The organism is Mycobacterium sp. IDUB_39, assembly GCF_055419205.1.
On sequence record NZ_JBVAXF010000005.1, the window covers coordinates 641,914 to 657,807 of the forward strand.

Below are 15,894 nucleotides of genomic sequence, written 5' to 3' on the forward strand. Positions count from 1 at the left end.
TCGATCAGAGGAGTTGAGCGCTGATGTCAACGTTCGAAAAGCCCCAGGGGATCAGCTGGGACCCAGCCTCGGTGGAGCTTCCCCCCGTGCCGATGCTGCCGCCCGGGCAGGACGCCATGAGTATGACGATTTCCGCTCTGCTTCCCATGCTCGCCGCTCCGCTACAGGCGAGTGTCGCCTCATTGCAGGCGAAGGAGACGATGTTCTCCGGCAAGTTGGGCGCAGCACAGGCGGCCTATGAGGGCGCCGACGAGTCCGGAGGGCAGTCGGTCGGACAACTGAGCAGCATGCTCGGCCAGATGGGCCAGATGGGCCAGCAGGCGGGCCAGGCGGGCCAGGGTGCGGGCGGCGGCTCCGGCATGTTCGGCCAGATGATGCAGCAGGCCATGCAGGCCGCGCAGGGCATCGGTCAGCAGGGCGGTGGCTCACAAGGTGGTGGATCTCCGCAGGGCGGCGCCCCGCAGGGCGGTGGCGCGCCCGCCTCGATGGGCCAGGGACAGGGTCCGGCCGGGGCTCCCGCACAGGCACCGCGCGAGGAGAACCCCGGTGACAGGCAGGAGCGCGCCGAGGCTCGCGAAGATCGCGAGGAACGGCGCGATGACGTGGTCGAACGGCCCCCGGTCGAGCAGGGACCCGTAGGCGCGTCGGGACCCGAACCCGGGAGCCACGGAGTGGGTCCCGCACCCGTCGAGTCACCGCAGCCGCCGCGTCAAAGCGGCGAGGACGACCTCGCGCGCCGGATGTAGCGCCGCTGCGGAGACGCGTTCTGCGCGCGACCCGCGCCGGGCGCCTTCAACTATTACCCTCAGTACCGCGGCCCGGCTAGGTTCGGGCTGCAGTACCGCAGCCCGGCCCGCGCCGGGATGTGCCAGGAGGGCCCCAGTCACCACCCGGGGGCGGATTGCAGGAGTTGTGAAGTGATGGCGAGCCATACCGAGGTGCGGGCGTGACAGTGCCCCCACCATCGGATCCGCGCCAGCCAGACTCGCTGGAATCGGATGAAGACAACCCCAATAGCGACGTCCACGAAGAGAGCGGCCACGAAGAGGGCGGCCACGAGGACACCGGGCCCTTACGCGTTCCCGCGGAACCGCCTCTCGAGCAACCTGATTGGGAGGTCGTGGAGGACGAGTGGCATGCCGAGTCGGGGGTTGACCAGCTGCCCCCCGACGTGCCCACTCCAGACCCCGCACCCGAGTTCGGCCACCGCGTAGAGCATCCGTCGCGACCCATCCGTCGCTTCGAGCCGCATGACGATGGCCCGTGGTCGGGTGGGTTTGCACCGCCACCGCCTCCGGTGATCCCGCGCCAGGTGCCGATCCGGGTCAAGCCCAGTATCCCCGTGCGGCCCATCGCGATCGCGGCCGCGGTCGTCGTGGTCCTGGGTGGACTTGGTTTCTGGATGTTCGGCTCGTCCGACGACGACGCATCGCCGGCGGAGCCGAGTACGACCACGGTGTCGGCATCACCGGTCGCCGACGCCCGGGAGCGACTGCGCACGCTGCTGCCCCCTGGCTACTCCGATGCGGCCTGCGAGCCCGTCGCGACCCCGAAGGGCGCCGTGGCCAAGTTCGGCTGCGAGCGCAACCTCGATGAGGGCGGTCCTCCGTTGGCGACCTACACGCTGGTCCCGGACAAGGCGGCGCTCAAGGCCGCGTTCGAGGACATCATCAAGGGGTCCAACGTGGTTGTCTGCCCGGGCTCGATCCAGTCACCCGGCCCCTGGCGGCGAAATGCCACCCCGCAGAAGGTCGCGGGCACGCTCTTCTGCGGATACCAGCGGGACCTGCCGCTCGTGGCGTGGACCGATGACGCCGAACTGTTGGTCAGTGCGATCCGCGGCGACGAGAAGGGGCCGACGCTGCCACAGCTCTACACCTGGTGGACATCGCACTCCTGATCCGTGCCCATATCGGGCCCCATATGACGGGCCTGATACGACGATGGCCGCCGACCTGCCCGGAGGCAGATCGGCGGCCACTGTAGGTGTCGCGTCGACGAGGATCAGCTCGGCGGCGGTACCACCACGGTGGTGCTGGGTGCGATCGAGGCCGGCGTGCCGTGCGACACGGGTGCATCCGACTGGGCCGGAACCTCTTGGGCCGGAACCTCTTGGGCCGCAGCGGGAACCGGTGCGGGCTCACCCTGTACGCCCGCCGGAAGCGGTGTGCCCTGGCTGCCTGCGGGGACCGGTGCGCCCTCGGCCGCCGGGACGGCTGCGGGTACGCCAGCGGTGGCCGGCGTGCCCTCGGTGGCTGGGACGGCGGCCGGAACACCTGCGGCGGCCGGCGTGCCCTCGGCGACCGGGACGGTCTCCGCCAGTGGAGTTCCCGAGCTGCCCGCCGGAAGCGGCGCGCCGGGAACGGTACCGGCGCTCGCGGGAAGCGGAGCGCCCTCGGTCACGGTGCTTGGCTCGACGATCGTGCCTTCGGGCTTGGTCTCGACTGAGGCGGGCGAGGCCGCCGGGGTCGACGCGGTCTGTCCACCCCGCGTGGACGGGGAGGACTGGGTGGGCTGCGGAGCCGGAGGCGTCCACACCAGCAAGTCATGGCCACCTGCGTTGTACACCACGCTGTCCGGCTGGGCGCCGGTCACGTCGAAGTAGATCTTGCCGCTGGTCTCCTGGCCCTGGGCGAGAGTCGACGGGTTGACGCCCTCGGGGGTGGCGACACCGAACAACGCCCGGTAGGTCTGGCCGTCCTTCGCGCGCGCATTGAAGTTCGACACGAATGGAGTGGCGCCGCCCTCGATGGCCTTGTCGGTGGCGGTGACCTCCCAAAGCGTGCCTGCCGCCTGGTACGGAATGACGTCGGTGCTCTGCTTGAGGCCCGTCACGGTCCAGCCCTGAACGACGTTGCCCTCCACCAACTTGCCCTGGGAGCCGATCGGTTGGGTGGTGGGGGCTGCTGCGGCGGCACCCTCTGCGGCTACCTCTGCGGCGGCGATGCCAGCGCCGGCGACGCCGATCGCACCTGCGGCGACCGCAGCGGCGGCCAACTTGGTGATCGTCATGGTGTACTTCACGGTTTCGTGCCCTCCTGAATCGTTTCGTCAGTCATTTCGACTGGCGTCATCCCCCGACGGGAATAGTCACGTCAGTCGAAACTAGCAGCTTGACGCCGTCGGCTTGGGGGTACTCGTGAGTCCGTTGGATACCCCACAAGCCAGTGCGCGACAGCCCAATACCCAATTGGCTTTCGGTCAAAACCTCGCTTGAGGTATTGGTTTTTGATGCTGTGCGCATTCATCGCAAAGGCGGGGCGGCATCGGTGACCAGCGCGAACGGGAGTAGCTTTCGAATTCGTCGGCCGCAGCAAGAGCCGCTGAATTCGCCAGCGCACCCCACGTCACCGTCGGGTACTGCGATGGCGGAGCCATCGCCGCAGGGCACGAGGTTAATTCAAATCCCGCAGAGCTAAGCGGGAATCAACTCGACGCCGGCGAGCGCCACCGCATCATCGCGTTCGGGTGCGGTGACGACCGCTTGGAAGCCGTCGCCCGCCTTCCAGATGCTCACCTTGAGTGTCTCGCCCGGGAACACGACACCCGCGAACCGGGCGCCGTAAGTCCCGACCCGCGACGTGTCACCGTCGAGGAGCAAGTCGGTCATCGCCTTGGCGGTCATGCCGTAAGTGCAGAGGCCGTGCAGGATTGGCCTTGGGAATCCTGCCGCCGAGGCGAACGCCGGATCGGAGTGCAGGGGATTGCGGTCTCCGCACATCCGGTACAGCAGCGCCTGTTGCGGTGAGACCGGGATGGTCAGCTCGAAGTCCGGTGCCCGCGCAGGAGGTTCTGATGACGTGGAAGGCCCGCGCTCGCCGCCGAAGTCGCCCTCGCCGCGAGCGAAGATGGACCGCTTCTGGGTCCACAGCACAGCGCCCTCGGGTGACTTCACCGTCGTCTCCGACCAGATCACCGCGGCCTTGCCCTTGTCCCAGATGTCGGTGAACCGGGTCACGGCGATACCCGTTCCCGACGCCGGAATGGGACCCGGAACCGTCACGGCCTCGCTGCCGTGCAGCACCTTGCTCAGCTCGATGTCGATGCCCGGGAACTTAACCGCCGGAGGCTCCGTCACGTGGAAGGTCTGCGCGACGTTGCCGAACGTCGGAAGCACCTGCGGCTTGTCGTCGATCAGGTAGCGCAACTCGCGCGGATCCATGGGATCCGAACCTGCACCGAGGCCGAGGTGGTAGAGCTGCACATCGCTACTGGTCCAAGAGAATTCGGCCGGGGGCAGCTCCGCGCCCAGTGCAACGTCGAGGTCGATTGGCACCGTTACTCCTTGCCTGCGAGGTGAAGCGCCGCCAGATATCCGAAGGCCATCGCGGGCCCAATCGTGCCGCCGGGTCCGGGGTAGGTGTGCCCCATCACCGGCGAACTCACGTTGCCCGCAGCGTACAACCCCTCGATGATCGAGTCGTCGTCTCGTAGCGCGCGGCCGTGCACATCGGTGCGGACGCCGCCCTTGGTGCCCAGATCGCCCGGCACCATCTTCGCCGCGTAGTACGGGCCGTGGCTGATCTCGCCGAGGTTCGGGTTGGGCTTGTTGGTCGGATCGCCGTAGTAGCGGTCATAGGCGCTCTCGCCGCGCTTGAAGTCCTCGTCGACACCACTGCGGGCGAAGCCGTTGAACCGCTCCACGGTCGCCTTGAAGGCGTCGGTGGGTAGCCCGGTCTTCTCGGCGAGTTCCTCGAGGGTGTCGGCCTTGACGATGACACCGGACTCCAGCCACTTCTTCGGAATCCGTTGGCCGGGCTGCAGTCCCGCGAAGATGAACCGGTCGCGGTACTGCTGGTCGAATATCAACCAGGCCGGGATGTTCTCACCCGGTCCGGGACCCTGGCCGTGCTCGCCGCCGTACATGTGGTGGCACGCCTCGACATACGGCATGGACTCGTTCATGAATCGCTTGCCCGCCATGTTCACGATGATCGAGCCGGGGGAGTTGCGCTCGGAAAGGGCGAACCAAGGTGAGTCCACGAGTGGCACTGTCGGGCCCCACCAGGCGTCCTCCATGATCTCCAGTGCCGCACCGAGCTTCTCGGCCGCCAGGATGCCGTCACCGGTGTTGGCCACCGCGCCAACGGTCCACTCGGTGGTGATCGGGGCGCGCTGGTACTTCACCCGCATCTGCTCGTTGTGCTCGAACCCGCCGCTACCGAGAATGACACCGCGGCGGGCCTTGATCAGCTGGGGCTCAGCACTTTCGGGGCCATTCGTGTCACGTACGTAGATGCCCTTGACGACACCGTTCTCGACGTAGAGGTCGGTCAGGGCGGTGTTCAGGAGGACCGGCACGCCCGCCTTCTGCAGCCCGACTCGCAGTGGCGCGATGAGCGCGCGACCCATGCCGACCAGGTTCTTGCCGGTGGCCTTCGCCCACGTCGCCCTGATTCCGACCTTGAGACTGCGGGCCAGCCCGCGGGGGTGGCGCTTGAGCTGGTTGAGCCGGACGTAGTCCTGCTGCATCACGACCATGTTCATCGGGACCTTGCCGTACGGCGGCTCCAGGCCCTTCTCGTCGGGACCGAGCTTGCGGGCGTTGAACGGCTTGGGCTCGACCGACCTGCCCGTGGGCTTGCCGCCCGCGGCCTCGGGGTAGTAGTCGGAGTACCCGGGCACCCAGCACAGCTTGAGCGGCGAGTGCTTCAGCACGAACGACAGCATCTCGGGTCCGCGATCGAGATATGTGTCGATCTTCTCCGCCGGGACGGCGTCACCGATGATGGTGTGCAGGTAGGTACGTGCGGCTTCAGCCGTGTCCTTGACCCCGTCTCGCCGCAGAATCTCATTGTTTGGGATCCACACACCGCCACCTGACCGCGCAGTGGAACCTCCGTAGTGCGGGGCCTTCTCAACGACTACTGTCGAGAGTCCCTGGTGGGCGGCGGTGAGGGCAGCGACCATGCCGGCCGCGCCACTGCCGACCACGACGACGTCGTACTCCTGCTCAGTCATGTAGAACACGTTATAGAATTGCCCGGCCGACCCACAACTGTGCCGGTCGAACAAACGAGGGGACTTCACGAATGCTGTCCTTTGAGGTGCGCGACGAGCTGGCCGCCGAGCTGGCCCAGGCCGAGCGCAGCAAGGTGCCCATGAAACCGTTGACCGACGGGGTTCCTGGTATCGACGTCGTCGACGCCTACGAGATCCAGCTCATCAACATCCGGCAGCGCGTTGCCGAGGGCGCCCGCGTCATCGGCCACAAGGTGGGCCTGTCATCCGAGGCGATGCAGAAGATGATGAACGTCGACGAGCCCGACTACGGTCACCTGCTCGACGACATGGAGGTCTTCGAGGATGTCCCGGTCAAGGCGGGCCGCTTCCTCTATCCACGGGTCGAGGTGGAGGTCGGGTTCATCCTGGCCGACGACCTCCCGGGCGAGGGCTGCACCGAGGACGACGTGCTGGCCGCGACCGCCGCGTTCGCGCCGTCCATCGAGTTGATCGACACCCGGATCACCGACTGGAAGATCAAGTTGTGCGACACCATCGCCGACAACGCCTCGTCGGCGGGCTGGGTGCTGGGCAAGGAGCGCGTGTCGCCCAAGGACATCGACATCCGCAATATCGACGCCGTACTGAAGTGCAACGGCGAGGTCGTCGCCGAGGGGCGAAGTGACGCCGTGCTGGGTAATCCCGTGACCGCCGTGGCGTGGTTGGCCCGCAAGGTCGATCAGTTCGGGGTGCGTCTGAAGGCCGGCGACATCGTGTTGCCGGGGTCGTGCACGCGTGCGATAGATGCACGTCCTGGCGACAATTTCGTAGCAGATTTCGACGGACTGGGTTCAGTGCGTCTTTCATTCGAGTGATGTTTCGAGTTTAGGAGCCGAACAATGGCTGATAAGGCATCTGTGGCGATCGTGGGGTCGGGCAACATCAGCACCGATCTGTTGTACAAGTTGCTGCGTTCGGAGTGGCTCGAGCCGCGTTGGATGATCGGCATCGACCCGGAGAGCGAGGGCCTGGCCCGGGCGCGCAAGCTGGGCCTGGAGACCAGCCACGAGGGTGTGGACTGGCTGTTGGGTCTGGACGAGAGGCCCGACATGGTGTTCGAGGCCACCAGCGCCTACGTTCACCGCGCCGCCGCGCCGCGATACGAGGAGGCGGGCATCCGGGCCATCGACCTGACCCCGGCCGCCGTCGGCCCCGGCGTGATCCCGCCCGCGAATCTGCGTGCGCACCTGGATGCGCCGAACGTCAACATGGTCACCTGCGGTGGGCAGGCCACCATCCCCATGGTCTACGCGGTCAGCCGCGTCGTGGACGTGCCCTACGCCGAGATCGTGGCGTCGGTGTCCTCGGCGTCAGCGGGTCCGGGCACACGGGCCAACATCGACGAGTTCACCAAGACCACCAGCAAGGGCGTCGAGGAGATCGGTGGTGCCGCGCGCGGCAAGGCGATCATCATCCTCAACCCCGCCGAACCGCCGATGATCATGCGCGACACCATCTTCTGCGCCATTCCCGAGGACGCCGATCAGGACGCGATCACCCGGTCGATCAAGGAGGTGGTGGCCGAGGTGCAGACCTACGTGCCCGGCTACCGATTGCTCAACGAGCCGCAGTTCGACCCACCATCGGTGCACTCGGGTGGCTATGCGCTGGTTACGACGTTCGTCGAAGTGGAGGGTGCGGGCGACTACCTGCCGCCCTACGCTGGAAACCTGGACATCATGACCGCCGCGGCGACCAAGGTCGGCGAGGAGATCGCCAAGGAACGGGTTACCGCCGCAACCGCTGGAGGCCAGGCATGAGCATCAGCGAAGAGATCTTCTTCAACCCTGTCTGGGACGTGCGGATGACCGATACGTCGCTGCGCGACGGTAGTCATCACAAGCGTCACCAGTTCACCAAGGACGAGGTGCAGTCCATCGTCGCGGCGCTGGACGCCGCGGGTGTCCCGGTCATCGAGGTCACCCACGGTGACGGCCTCGGTGGGTCGAGCTTCAACTACGGCTTCTCCAAGACGCCCGAGCAGGAACTGATCAAGCTGGCCGCCGAGACGGCCAAGGAATCCAAGATCGCCTTCCTGATGCTGCCCGGTTTGGGCACCAAGGACGACATCAAGGAAGCCCAGAATAACGGCGGGTCGATCTGCCGGATCGCCACGCACTGCACCGAGGCCGACGTCTCGATCCAGCACTTCGGCCTCGCGCGTGAACTCGGGCTGGAGACCGTGGGCTTCCTGATGATGTCCCACACCATTCCGCCGGAGAAGCTGGCCGCGCAGGCCCGCATCATGGCCGACGCGGGATGCCAGTGCGTCTACGTCGTGGACTCGGCGGGTGCCCTGGTGCTCGAAGGCGTGACCGACCGGGTCGCGGCATTGGTCGCCGAGCTCGGGTCGGATGCGCAGGTTGGCTTCCACGGCCACGAGAACCTGGGTCTGGGCGTGGCCAACAGCGTGGCGGCCGTGCGTGCGGGAGCCAAGCAGATCGACGGCAGCACTCGTCGGTTCGGCGCTGGTGCGGGCAATGCGCCGGTGGAGGCCATGATCGGGGTGTTCGACAAGATCGGCGTCAAGACCGGTATCGACTTCTTCGAGATCGCCGACGCGGCCGAGGACGTGGTGCGGCCTGCGATGCCCGCCGAGTGCCTGCTGGACCGCAATGCGCTGATCATGGGCTATTCCGGGGTGTACTCCAGCTTCCTCAAGCACGCCATCCGCCAGTCCGAGCGCTACGGCGTCCCGGCGCATCAACTGCTGCACCGCGCGGGTCAACGCAAGCTCATCGGTGGCCAGGAAGACCAGCTCATCGACATCGCCCTCGAGATCAAGCGCGAGCAGGAGGCCGCGGCCGCGGCTGGATAGCCGGCCTCGGTGCAAATCCTGTGCCCAGTGTGAATCTGACGACGCTCCGATAGGTAATCGCGTCGTCAGATTCACACTCGGGATGAAAAACTTTCGGTCCTCCGACACGTGAGCTGACCTGGGTGGACGCTTCTTCGTCCGCTCCGGGACTGGCACGGGGTGGTTTAGCCGACCCCGGTTCGCGGTTAGGCCTAGGACTGCGATCACCGCATCGCAGACCGAAGGGAGGGTCGAATGACCCAGTACAAGATGACCGAAACGACCGTGCGACGCGGCCTGTACGGCATGCTCGCCGGCGGCCTGCTCAGTGGCATCGCATCCGCAGCCATCGCCATGCCGATGGCCAACGCCGAGCCCGCCCAGCCCACAGAGCCCGCCGCCGGTGCGTGCTCCGTGAGCGATATGGCCACGACGCAGAGTTCAGTGTCGGCGCTGATGAGCACATACCTGCAGGCGCACCCCCAGACCGACCAGGAACTCTCGGACATCGCCAAGCAGCCGGTGTCGGAGGCCACGCAGTCCTACCGTGCGTACTTCGCGGAGAACTCGCAGGTGGCCGATGAGTTGCGGGATATCCAGCAGCCCGTGACAGACCTGGTCAGCCAGTGCGGCACCCAGGTGACACCGAATCTGGTCACCGATGCGCTGAAGACCGCCTAGTCGCTGACCGCATGTCCTGAATGAGTTCAGGAGGAGCCCACCGCGTCGATCCCTCTAGACGCGGTGGGCTCTTTCGTGTCCGGACACTGGACGGCGAGATGGCAGCGTTTTCAATTAGCTGTTTGGCGGTTCCATCTTGACCTGGCCGGGGTGAATAGTGTTCCCTGGTGTCATGTCACAACACCGTCGGCCTGGTAAGTCCATGTTGAAGACCGTTTGCCGCTCCGGCAGTGTTGGGATCGCCACCTTCGGTGCAGGAGCGTTGCTGCTCGGTGGGCACGGTGCCCTCGCGGCCGAGCCTGGCCAGCGCGCCATGCCGGAGGTCCAGCCCACGGCGAACGCCAGCTTCTACCGCCTCTTCCCGTGGGCGGTCGCGCCGTCGCCGTCGACGAGCACCACGGGTGCTGCCGCCGTGTCGGCAGTCGTCACCGACGCCGCCGCCGGAGTGCGGGGCGCACTGCAGACCGTCAACCAGCTCGGTCCGGTCAAGTTCGATCTCGACTCGCTGAGGTCGTTCAGCGCCAGTGGACCACCGCCCGGCAGCACCGCCGGCACGGCCAACTACACCCAGATGGATCAGTGGATGGCCGGCGTCACCGGGTTGATCAGCAGCACCGGCGCGCTGGGCTTCACCGACAACGCTGTGTCCTACGACCCCTACGTCGCCACCCACGCCGGCGTCCTGCAGATGGCAAACAGAGTCGGCCCGTTCGTCTTCGACCTCAACGTGCTCAAGGCCATCGGCTTCACCCAGGCCCCGACCGGCCAGACCGGTGTGAACGGTCAGCCGGACAACTTCAGCTCGGTGGACATCGGGCGGTGGACGGCCGGAATTCCCGGAGTGTTCACCAATTCCGGTACCACGGGCTTCGTCACCTACCAGGACTTCGCCAACGGACCCTTCTACGACTACCGCGTCGGTGGCCTGCACACCGTCACCCAGATCGGTCCGATGACCTTCGAATTCAAATTCCTGCCGTACATCAAGACCGGTCTCCTCCTCCCGCCCACTCTCTCCTTCGGACTGGCGCCCGGCATGACGGCCGCCAACACTCCGTTCGCGCTCTTCACCCCGCCGACACCCGGGGTGGTCCAGCCCAATGGCGGACTTCCGGTTCCACCAGCCGTTGCGCCTGCGGCTCCCGCACCGGCACCAGCAGCAGCACCGGCGGCTGTCGCCGCAGCGCCGGAGCCAGCCGAGCCCGCTGCGCCAGCCGAGCCCGCTGCGCCAGCCGAGCCCGCTGCGCCAGCTGAGCGCGCCGCGACCGGCAGCGAGGCGTTGGCGCAGGACTCCGTTGAGGAGACCGCGGCATCCGAGACCACCCAGACCTCCGCCAAGAAGCCGGCGACCGTGATACCCGGTGTCAACGGGGCCCCGCTGGCCAAGCCGCCGACAACCGCGAAATCCGGTGCGCCTGGGAGCAACCCGTTCAAGCCGATCAAGGACATGATCACCAACGGAATCGGCGCCATCACCGGCAAGCGCCCGGCGGCAGCACCCAGCGGCACCGCCACGTCAGGCCCTCAGGGCTCGGACGGCGGCTCCGGTGCGGGTTCGGAGTCCGGCGGCGGCACGGACTCCGCAGCCGAGTGACCTGAGCTGCTGGGTTCTGACCCCGTCGGACCGAGCGGGCAGGATGGCCTCATGGCGACCCGCGAACAGGCTCAGACCCTCCTCGAGCAGTTGGCCGGGCCACAGGCGACACTGCGAGACGACCAGTGGACGGCCATCGAGGCGCTCGTCGTGCACGGTCGCCAGGCGCTCGTCGTCCAGCGCACCGGCTGGGGCAAGTCCGCGGTCTACTTCATCGCCGCGAAGCTCCTCCGTGCGCAGGGCCGCGGCCCGACGGTCATCGTGTCGCCGCTGTTGGCGCTCATGCGCAACCAGGTCGTCGCCGCTGAGCGGGCCGGTGTGCGCGCGGCGACCATCAACTCGAGCAATGTCGCAGACTGGCAGGATGTGCACCGCGCCGTCGGGGCGGGTGAGCTGGACGTGCTGCTGGTCAGCCCGGAACGGCTGAACAACCCGGACTTCCGCGACCAGGTGCTTCCGGAGTTGGCGCGTGACGCGGGCCTTGTCGTGATCGACGAGGCGCACTGCGTGTCGGACTGGGGTCACGACTTCCGACCCGACTACCGGCGCATTCGCACGCTGATCGGAGAGCTGGGCAGCGGTATTCCGGTGTTGGCGACAACCGCCACGGCTAATGACCGAGTCGTGGAGGATGTCCGAAGTCAGCTCGGTGTCGGCGGGCGCGACACCCTGGTATTGCGTGGTGGCCTGGATCGCGAGTCGCTGAGGCTGGCCGTCGTGAAGGCGGGCAACCCCGCGCAACGCGCGGCATGGCTTGCCGCGCACATCGACTCGCTGCCGGGTTCGGGAATCATCTACACGCTGACGGTGGCGCAGGCCAACGATGTCGCGGCCATGCTGCGCGACCGTGGGCACGCGGTGGCCTCCTACACCGGTGCCACCGAGGCTGCCGAACGCGAACAGCTGGAATCCGATCTCCTCGACAACAGGGTCAAGGCGCTGGTCGCCACGTCCGCGTTGGGTATGGGCTTCGACAAGCCCGACCTCGGCTTCGTCGTGCACCTCGGCGCGCCGCCGTCACCGATCGCCTACTACCAGCAGGTGGGCCGCGCCGGCCGCTCCACCGAGAGCGCTGAGGTCGTGCTGCTGCCCGGCGCCGAGGACCGCGACGTGTGGCGCTTCTTCGCCTCTGTGGCGTTCCCGTCCGAGGCCATGGTGCGCAACGTTATTCGTGCATTGGAGCCCGACCGGGCACAGTCCACCCCTGCGCTCGAGCCCCTGGTGGACATGGGCAGGACGCGGTTGGAGATGGTGCTGAAGGTGCTCGATGTCGACGGTGCTGTGCGTCGTGTGAAGGGCGGTTGGATCAGCACCGGCGAGTCTTGGGACTACGACGAGGACCGCTATCGCAGGCTCGACGAGGCGCGCACCAGGGAGCAGCAGGCGATGCTCGACTATCTGGACACTGATGAGTGCAGGATGACGTTCCTGCGCAGCCAGCTCAACGATCCCGAACTCGCAGCCGACGATCGCTGCGGCAGGTGTGACAATTGCGCGGGCGCGCACTACGACGCCCACGTGGACCCGTCTGCCGCGGAGGACACACGGGCGCGGTTGATGCGTCCCGGTGTCGACGTCACGCCACGCAAGCAGTGGCCGTCAGGTCTGAGCAAGCTCGGAGTCACGTTGAGCGGCAAGATCTCCGACGGTCCCGCCTCGGGTCGGGTGATCGGCAGGATGACCGATTTGGGCTGGGGTGCGCGCCTGCGCCAGGTGCTCGATGAGCCCGACGCCGACGTTCCCGACGACGTGGTGCGCGCCGCGGTGGGCGTGCTTGCGGCGTGGAAATGGGAGACCAGGCCGACGGCGGTCATGGGGCTTGACTCCGAACGGCACCCGAAGCTCATTGCCTCGCTGACACGGCGGCTGGCGGAGGTGGGCCGGCTCGAGCACCTGGGCGTGCTCCGCTACGGCGTCGAGCGCAGACCAGTCACTGCAGCCAACTCCGCATATCGAGTTGCCGCCCTCACTGGTTCATGGGATCCGCCGGACGCCGGCCTGCTTGCGACGGTTGAGGGTCCGGTGCTGCTGGTCGACGATCTGATCGATACCGGCTGGACCATGACGATGGCGACGCGTGTGCTGCGCCAGGCCGGCGCAACCGAGGTTCTGCCGTTCGCCGTGGCGGCGGTCAGCTAGCGAGTACTGGCGGGCATTGGGACCGCAGCGCCGGCCCGCCCGTCGGCGCCGAATTTTGTTTGCGGACGCAAAATGCGTTGATCATTTGAAAAAACTGTTAGTCCGCTGCCGGTTCGGTGTGACTGGCTAATAGTTTCGATTGCAATTTGCGCCAACTATTTGCGAATAGAAATCTATTTCGGCTTAGCTCGCGTTTGCTCCGCCATCCGAGAGGCTGCGCGATGGGCGCCCTCGCTGGGCCGCGACACGCCCAGCTGGATGTGCGCCCCATCCACCGTCTCGGGGGATGGGAACTCCCGCAGATGGCGCAGGACTCGGCAATGGCCCGCAATCCATTCGTGTGGGCATCGCTCCTGGGCGCCGACTGCGGTTCACGCTTGCTCCGAGAGCCACTCCGTCGTGAAGTCCTGCATCGCAGAGATGTTCTGAACCAGTAGTCGGCCCACGATGCCTTCGACCTTGCCGCCGATCAATGGAACCTTAACGCCCACGGTTGCATTGCATTTCAGCCGCGATCCGCTCCTCGTCGGCGATATCAAGGCGGTGCCGATCCCGGACATCGGCGCTCCGTGGGAGATGACGCTGACCTCCCCGCTCATCCGGCCCTCACACACCGGATTCCACTTCTCGTTCTGTACCACCCGCCACTCGCGGGGAAAGAACTTGGCGACCGGCCCTGGTAGTCCGTCATGGCGCAGCGCCGTGACGACGACCGCGGTCACCAAGCCATCGGAGTCGACGCTCAACGAGTCAAGGCTGCCGAGACCGCCGAATTTCGCCAGTCGCGCCCGCCAGTAGTCCTCGTCGGCAAAGGCCAGGTGGATTTGCTCGACGGTCGACGACGAGTCAACCGAGAAGTCGAATGACCGCGGCATAGCAACAGACTATGCCTGGCTTGATGATTTCGACACTCCCGTCGGATAAAGTGGATATGCTGACGATCTGCAATAGGAGCGTCATAGCTGGGTGGGGCCGCCGAGGCGGACAGCGTGGTGCAAGGCATTGGGGGCAATCGCCTTGTATCCGGGAGCGTTGGTCAGTTTCACGGTCCACCCTAGGTGGGGAGGATCGCGTGAGTGTTAATCCGTTTGACGACGACAACGGCACCTTCGTCGTTTTGATCAACGACGAGGAACAGCACAGCCTGTGGCCGACCTTCGCCGACGTGCCTGTCGGCTGGAGGGTGACCTATGGCGAAGCGGACCGCGCTGCGTGTTTGGACTTCATCGAACAGAACTGGCCGGATATACGGCCCAAGAGTCTGCGCGACAGGCTGGCGCGCGGGCCAGGCGTCTAACAGACAGGCCGGGGGGCCTAACAGGTGAGGCCATGGGGGGCCATGGACATTGAATCTTGCGGTGGGGGAATTCGATGCAGCTGGATGACTGGTCACTGCCCGTAACACGTGCACAGCTAGACATCTGGCTTGCGCAGGAAAAGGGCCACTCCGGCACGGAGTGGCAAATCGGGCTGTTCGTGAGAATCGAGGGGCCGGTCGAACATGACGCCCTTCAGTGGGCGATTCGTCGGGTCATAAAGGAGGCCGAACCCGTCAGAGCCGCCTTCTTCGAGGTGGACGGCCAGGTTTTTCAGAGGCCGGTCGATTACCCCGATGTCGAGCTGGCGTTCCATGACCTGAGTGGCTCATCCGATCCCGTGCAAGAGGCCCGTGAGCGCGCGGCCGAGATGCAACGCACACCAATGCCATTGACTGGCCCATTGTTCAAGTTCGCACTGTTCCAGACTCAAGTCGACGATTTCTGTTTGTTCGCGTGCTGCCACCACATCGTCCTGGATGGATCCGGTATCGCCCTGGTTGGCCGTCGGGTCGCTTCTGTCTACTCGGCGATCATTGCTGGTGAACCAATCACACCTCCATTGTTCGGCTCATTGGCTGATCTGGTCGACTGCGAGCTGGATTACGAAGCATCCGATGATCATCGTGAGGACCAGGAATACTGGAGCCGCAACCTTCCCGGCGAACGTGAACCGGATCAGCACCTACCCCAAGCCGCAGTAGCCGACAATGAATGTTGGCCCTCTGTGCCAGTGCCATTGGACTCAGCTGTGCTTCGCCGGGTTGAGGCGTTCTGCGAGGAATGGAAGCTCCCTCGATCGGCGGTCCTCACCGCGGCGTGCGCACTTCTGGTACGTGGATGGGGTACTGAGGGCTCAGAGGTGGTGCTCGACTTCCCGGTCAGTCGGCGCGTGCAGCCGGAGTCGAAGACGCTCCCGGCGATGGTCGCCGGGGTCGTGCCCCTTGTACTGAAGGCGTGTCCGCGATCCTCGGTTGCAAGCTTCTGTCAACATGTCGACATCCGTATCCGGGAAGCGTTGGAGCATCAGCGCTTTCCGGTGCATGGCCTTGAGCGCCGAGTCAACTCCCGGGCGGCAGGCCGGTTGACCAACAGGGTCAACGTCAACTTCCTTCCATCCACGTTCACGTTGGATTTCGGTGGTTCGGCAGCGTCGGCGTCCCTGACCAATGCTGGCCTGGTGGGCGGTTTGGGGCTGATCTTCTCGGGCGCAGGCACTCAACTCCTTCTCAGCACGATGGGTACTGGGCAGCCGTTTCCGAATGTCGAAGTCGCTGAACTGGCGAAGCGGTTGGAGCGGGTGTTGGTGGCGATGGTGGTTGATCCGTTGCGGTCGTTGTCGTCGGTGGATGTGCTCGATTGTG

14 protein-coding genes are annotated in these 15,894 nt (G+C 66.1%); 10 read left to right on the forward strand and 4 right to left on the reverse strand.

From position 1 onward, the window contains the following. Positions 1–23: 23 nt before the first annotated feature. Both ACZY0X_RS21820 and ACZY0X_RS21825 read left to right on the forward strand, forming a co-directional pair. On the forward strand, positions 24–746 hold the full coding sequence (locus ACZY0X_RS21820) for a PE domain-containing protein (protein WP_463773321.1): 723 nt from the start codon (positions 24–26) through the stop codon (positions 744–746). 200 nt (positions 747–946) lie between these two features. Next, the gene (locus ACZY0X_RS21825; protein ID WP_463773324.1) at positions 947–1,900 is read left to right on the forward strand and encodes a hypothetical protein; all 954 of its coding nucleotides are present in this window, start codon (positions 947–949) and stop codon (positions 1,898–1,900) included. Positions 1,901–2,004: 104 nt separating this feature from the next. Here the strand turns inward: ACZY0X_RS21825 and ACZY0X_RS21830 are convergent, their stop codons facing one another. The 3 genes from ACZY0X_RS21830 to kstD all read right to left on the reverse strand — a co-directional run bounded on the left by ACZY0X_RS21830 (position 2,005) and on the right by kstD (position 5,961). Next, complete coding sequence (locus ACZY0X_RS21830; RefSeq protein WP_463773326.1) at positions 2,005–3,024, reverse strand: MPT63 family protein; 1,020 nt, start codon at positions 3,022–3,024, stop codon at positions 2,005–2,007. Between the two features lie 391 nt (positions 3,025–3,415). After that, positions 3,416–4,276 (reverse strand): MaoC/PaaZ C-terminal domain-containing protein, encoded by an 861-nt coding sequence (locus ACZY0X_RS21835; protein ID WP_463773327.1) that lies wholly within the window; start codon positions 4,274–4,276, stop codon positions 3,416–3,418. A 2-nt stretch (positions 4,277–4,278) separates the two neighbouring features. Continuing rightward, a complete protein-coding gene (gene kstD / locus ACZY0X_RS21840) occupies positions 4,279–5,961 on the reverse strand; it encodes a 3-oxosteroid 1-dehydrogenase (protein WP_463773328.1) in 1,683 nt (560 codons plus the stop codon). A gap of 71 nt (positions 5,962–6,032) precedes the next feature. On the opposite strand from kstD, the gene ACZY0X_RS21845 reads away from it, so the two are divergent. The 6 genes from ACZY0X_RS21845 to ACZY0X_RS21870 all read left to right on the forward strand — a co-directional run bounded on the left by ACZY0X_RS21845 (position 6,033) and on the right by ACZY0X_RS21870 (position 13,214). Next, positions 6,033–6,818 (forward strand): 2-keto-4-pentenoate hydratase, encoded by a 786-nt coding sequence (locus ACZY0X_RS21845; protein ID WP_463773329.1) that lies wholly within the window; start codon positions 6,033–6,035, stop codon positions 6,816–6,818. Positions 6,819–6,842: 24 nt separating this feature from the next. After that, positions 6,843–7,763, forward strand: coding sequence for an acetaldehyde dehydrogenase (acetylating) (locus ACZY0X_RS21850; RefSeq protein WP_241402944.1), 921 nt, complete (start codon positions 6,843–6,845; stop codon positions 7,761–7,763). Then, positions 7,760–8,821: a 4-hydroxy-2-oxovalerate aldolase gene (dmpG, locus tag ACZY0X_RS21855; protein ID WP_463773331.1), complete on the forward strand. Its 1,062-nt coding sequence runs from the start codon at positions 7,760–7,762 to the stop codon at positions 8,819–8,821. The genes ACZY0X_RS21850 and dmpG overlap by 4 nt, the downstream gene beginning before the upstream one ends. A gap of 234 nt (positions 8,822–9,055) precedes the next feature. Continuing rightward, positions 9,056–9,481, forward strand: a complete 426-nt coding sequence (locus tag ACZY0X_RS21860; protein ID WP_463773332.1) for a hemophore-related protein — start codon at positions 9,056–9,058, stop codon at positions 9,479–9,481. A 202-nt stretch (positions 9,482–9,683) separates the two neighbouring features. Next, positions 9,684–11,075, forward strand: coding sequence for a hypothetical protein (locus tag ACZY0X_RS21865; RefSeq protein WP_463773333.1), 1,392 nt, complete (start codon positions 9,684–9,686; stop codon positions 11,073–11,075). A 51-nt stretch (positions 11,076–11,126) separates the two neighbouring features. After that, the gene (locus ACZY0X_RS21870; RefSeq protein ID WP_463773335.1) at positions 11,127–13,214 is read left to right on the forward strand and encodes a RecQ family ATP-dependent DNA helicase; all 2,088 of its coding nucleotides are present in this window, start codon (positions 11,127–11,129) and stop codon (positions 13,212–13,214) included. Positions 13,215–13,585: 371 nt separating this feature from the next. On the opposite strand, the gene ACZY0X_RS21875 is transcribed toward ACZY0X_RS21870, so the two are convergent. Further along, entirely contained in the window at positions 13,586–14,089 is a 504-nt protein-coding gene (locus ACZY0X_RS21875) for a DUF2505 domain-containing protein (RefSeq protein WP_463773336.1), read from the reverse strand. A 197-nt stretch (positions 14,090–14,286) separates the two neighbouring features. Between ACZY0X_RS21875 and ACZY0X_RS21880 the strand changes: the two genes are divergently transcribed. Together ACZY0X_RS21880 and ACZY0X_RS21885 are read left to right on the forward strand one after the other, a co-directional pair. After that, positions 14,287–14,511 carry an MbtH family protein gene (locus ACZY0X_RS21880; protein ID WP_463773338.1) on the forward strand — a complete coding sequence of 75 codons (225 nt, stop codon included), beginning with the start codon at positions 14,287–14,289 and terminating at the stop codon, positions 14,509–14,511. A 74-nt stretch (positions 14,512–14,585) separates the two neighbouring features. Beyond that, positions 14,586–15,894 (forward strand): condensation domain-containing protein (locus ACZY0X_RS21885; protein WP_463773339.1); only part of this gene is annotated, 1,309 nt, incomplete at its 3' end.